Annotated in this window: 2 protein-coding genes; one reads left to right on the top strand and one right to left on the bottom strand. The window is 33.4% G+C overall.

Features of this window, described 5'->3' with window-relative positions; translation table 11 throughout:
* Nucleotides 1–10: 10 nt before the first annotated feature.
* Nucleotides 11–2,623, bottom strand: a complete 2,613-nt coding sequence (locus HMPREF9402_RS02775) for an FAD-dependent oxidoreductase (RefSeq protein ID WP_009606418.1) — start codon at nucleotides 2,621–2,623, stop codon at nucleotides 11–13.
* Between the two features lie 246 nt (nucleotides 2,624–2,869).
* On the opposite strand from HMPREF9402_RS02775, the gene HMPREF9402_RS02780 reads away from it, so the two are divergent.
* The gene (locus HMPREF9402_RS02780; protein WP_009606417.1) at nucleotides 2,870–4,270 is read left to right on the top strand and encodes a DUF7309 domain-containing protein; all 1,401 of its coding nucleotides are present in this window, start codon (nucleotides 2,870–2,872) and stop codon (nucleotides 4,268–4,270) included.
* The last annotated feature ends 45 nt before the right edge of the window (nucleotides 4,271–4,315 follow it).

Here is a 4,315-nt window from a genome sequence, read left to right on the forward strand (position 1 = left end):
TTTTTATTATTTAGTTAAACATTTTGCTCATCACTGTCTGATAGTCATGACCTTGACGAACTCCATTTAATACAACATTTGCTTTAGAGATATCTTTGAATAAGACACCATAAACTAAGTGATTATCTTTGAAGTATAATTTTTTGAATAATCCTGTTGCTGGATTTGAATCCATCATCACTTGGTAAGATTCCATGTTTTCTGTTGGATATGTTCCCACTGAGAACATTTCTGTATCAAAGGCAATTAATGATAATGGTTCAACTTGATTAGCGAATGTTGCCACATCACCAACAGCATTAGTACCGGCAACTTTACCTTGTTCAATGGCTGGGGCCCAAAGGTTTGTTGAAATACCTTCAAACTGTGCTACATCACCACAAGCATAAATGTCAGCAACTGATGTTTGCATGTTTTCGTTAACAACGATTCCACGATCAACAGTAATGTTAGCAGACACAGCTAACCCTGTATTTGCACGAACTCCAACGCTGATAACGACTAAATCTGCTTCAATTAATTCATTGTTAACTTTAACACCTGTTACTTTATTGCTGTTTGCTACAATTTCTTGAGCAGATGCTTCAGTAATTAGGTTAATGTTTTTAGTAGCTAAAATATTTTGCATGAATGCTGATGCAGATTCTTCTAATTGACGTGGCATAATGCGTGGGGCTGCTTCAATAACTGTGATTTGTAATCCAAGTTCTTGTAACGCATCAGCTGCTTCAAGTCCTAAAACTCCACCACCAATAATAACAGCTTTAGATTTTCCTTTAGCGTATTCACGTAACGCTAATGCATCTTCTTTATCTTTAATGCTGAACACACCTTCTGCATTTGCTCCTTTGATAGGTGGGATAAAGTTAGATGATCCAGTTGCTAAGATTAATTTATCGTAAGACATTGTAATTCCATCAGATAATACAAGTGATTTGTTAGTAGCATCTAATGACTCAACGGTTGTACTTAATTTTAATGTGATATTTTTTTCAGCGTAATACGCTTCAGGATTTAAGTAGAATTCTTCAGTCGGTACATCTTTAACAATTAAATCAGATAAAGCAGGGCGGTAGTATGGATAGCTTGCTTCTTTACTGATTAATGTAATAGATGCTACCTCATTACGAGCACGGATTGCATTTGCAGCACTTACCGCTGCTACACCACTACCAACGATAACGAAGTTTTCTTCTTTAGTTGAATTGAATGTGATAACTTCTTCTTCATATTGCTCGAATAAGTCAGCACCAACTCCACAAGCAGGACAAACTTCAGGAGGTAATACACCAGGATAAACTTCTCCACAGATGACGCAACGCCATAAAACAACTTTTCCACTTGGATTTAAGTCTTCTGTATTTGTAGCTCCGGCTTTTTTTCGAGCAGGAACTTTTCCTTCGATTAAGCATTTAGCAAATAATTTACCATAATCGATAGCATCTTTTGTTTCGCGATCTGATGCACGGAATTTAATTTTGAATCCATCTAATACTTTCATACGTAATTGATGTAGACGGTCCATAATATTATCCACACCTTCACCGCTCCAACCATAAGATCCAAAGCATGATACCACTTTTCCACCGTGAACGATTGGATTTAAATTGATTGCTAAGTCCCAAATGATAGGAAGTGCGTCTCCATTGATTGTACATGTTCCGAATAAAATTCCATCTGCATCAGCGAATGCTGCTAAGATTTCATCTTTTTTCTGTGGATAATTTAAGATATCTAAGTTATACATTACAACGTCGATAGATGTGTCTACTTCTTGGATTCCTTTGACGATAGCTTCGGCAAGTTCCCCAGTATAACCATAAGCTGATACATAAGGGACGACCACTTTTTTATGATGGGCTTTTTGTGGTGCCGTTGACCATGTTTTGTATGTATTAATGATTTCATCAATGCGAGTATCAAGCACAGGGCCATGTCCGTTACAAATCATTTCGATTTTTAAATTTTTGATTTTATCAATTGCTTTTAAGACATAAGGTTTGAATGGTGAAAAGATAGCCGTGTAGTAATAAAGTAGGGCATCTTGGTAGTTCGCTTCCTCGCTTTCTGGTACTTCAGATAATTTAATGCCATGTTTCGGGCTATAATGTGATCCGAATGAGTCACAAGTAAATAAAATATTATCTGTTTTTAAATAAGAGTACATTGAGTCTGGCCAATGTAAAAATGGAGCAGGGATGAAATCAAATGTTTTATTTCCCAGTGTGAAAGTTTTTAGACTTTCGGCTGTTAAATAGTTAAAATCCATATTGATTAAATCTTTTAAATAAGTAATGGCCGTTTTCGAACCGATAACTGTAATATTAGGAAGAAGTTTTACTAAACGTCCAATTGAACCAGCATGATCTGGTTCTGTATGATTGGTGATAATGTACTTAATATTTTCTAAGTCCCCAATTGTTTCTTTAATTTTTTCTAAATATGAATCAAAGAATTTTTCTTTTACTGTTTCAATTAGAATTGCTCCTTCAGTTGTGTTAACTAAATAAGAGTTATAAGTTGTTCCGTATTTTGTCTCCATGATGATATCAAAGACATCAAGGTTTGGGTCAAGAATTCCTAACCAATGAACATCATTATTTAAGGCTACAGTCTGAATCATACATTACCCTCCAACAGTCAAATTTGAAATAAATTATGGAATTATTCCTATAAGTAGTATGAACTATATCTATATTTATATATTGTGATATTTTTAATTTATTTCTAATCTTACTTTAACAAAATTCAAAAAAGATGGTCAAGGATAGTGCATTCTAATTTTTTTTGAAATAAAAATTATACTTTTATGTGTAATGAAAACCTTATTTTACCATAATAATTTAAACGATTAATAAGGAGGAGTAGGATGCCAACTGTTACTGAATGGAGCCGATTATATCAAGCGTCTATGGATTTTAAATATTTCAGTCCATGGAATTTTATGACGGAGCATCAATTATTTGCGGTGCAAGATCCGGAAACTAATTTGACTGGATTTTGCTGTATTTTGGGCCAAAAAGGAAAACATTTAGCTTTGAATGTTTATTTAGGGATAGAAGGATTGAAAGGGTATTTACAGATGTTAGAATTAAGTGATGATGAGCTGTGGCACCCAAATTATTTTAAAACATTATGGGGACAAACTTGTTTAGTTTCTAGCTTTGAAGATAGAAGTCAGTTATCTGATAAAGATATTGAACAAATCAAAGTATTAGGTTTAAAATTTAAAGGTACTAAGGAATGGCCACAGTTTCGAGATTATAAAGCAGGATTTTTACCAGCTGAGCTTGAGGATGGATGGCAATGCCGTTTTTTAGCCACAGCACTTGAGCAAGCAACTCAGTTAGCTAACCTCATTCAGACGAATCAAATTAACGCAACTGGTGATCAAATTTTTATCCGTGTTCAAAATGAACAAGCTGAGTGGAATACGATTAAAGTTTCAATGAATTTATTTTTGGAACAAATTTCTGATTTGCAAATTACATATCATAATGAATTAGAAGCGTACCGTATTATGAAGTTACCACAGTATGATATGGTGTTTGAAGTCACTCAGTTTTTATTGCCTGACCCCGTTCAAACAAAACCTAGTGCCAGAGGATTTTTTCCAATGATTACAGCGATTTTAGAGAAAGATTCAAAGCAATTAGTTCTAGCTGAGATGACGGATTCGAGTCGAGAAAGTTATGATGAAGTTTTATCAAAATTTGCAAGAACATTAAGTAGAGATTTAAAATTTAGACCTGCTTGTTTAGTCTCAGATCATCAAGAAGTTATTGATGTATTTGCTGACTTTTGTAAGAAAACTAAAATACCGATTTTGAAAGTAGATTATTTAGAAGCTGCTCATGAATTTATGGACGATTTAATTGATTCTACAGAAGATGAAAATTATGACTTTGATGAAGATTCTTTAAATCAAGTTGATGTCATGATGCAAACAATTCGAGAGATTTGTAAGACTATTTTAAATTCTGATTCATTATCTAGAGATATGTCAAAAGAAGTTCAAGCTCAATTTTCAAATATTGTGGAGTTGTTTCATATTGTTATGCTTGGAAATTTCAATGAATTTCCGGATTATTGGACAGCAGATCATGTAGAAACAGCATGTCGTGAAATTTTACCAAATATTTTATCTGAAGAGGAATTAAAATTGGTTCCTGAAATTTTATATCGTTATTTATTTATCGCAGGAGAGGCTAAAATTATGCCTAATAGCGAAACATTACAACAAAGAGTAAAGACAGTTTATAATTTATAAAAAGATGTATCTCTATATTCAAAATCAATGGAATAAAATAAAAAA

Source organism: Turicibacter sp. HGF1, assembly GCF_000191865.1.
Classification (GTDB): domain Bacteria; phylum Bacillota_I; class Bacilli_A; order MOL361; family Turicibacteraceae; genus Turicibacter; species Turicibacter sanguinis.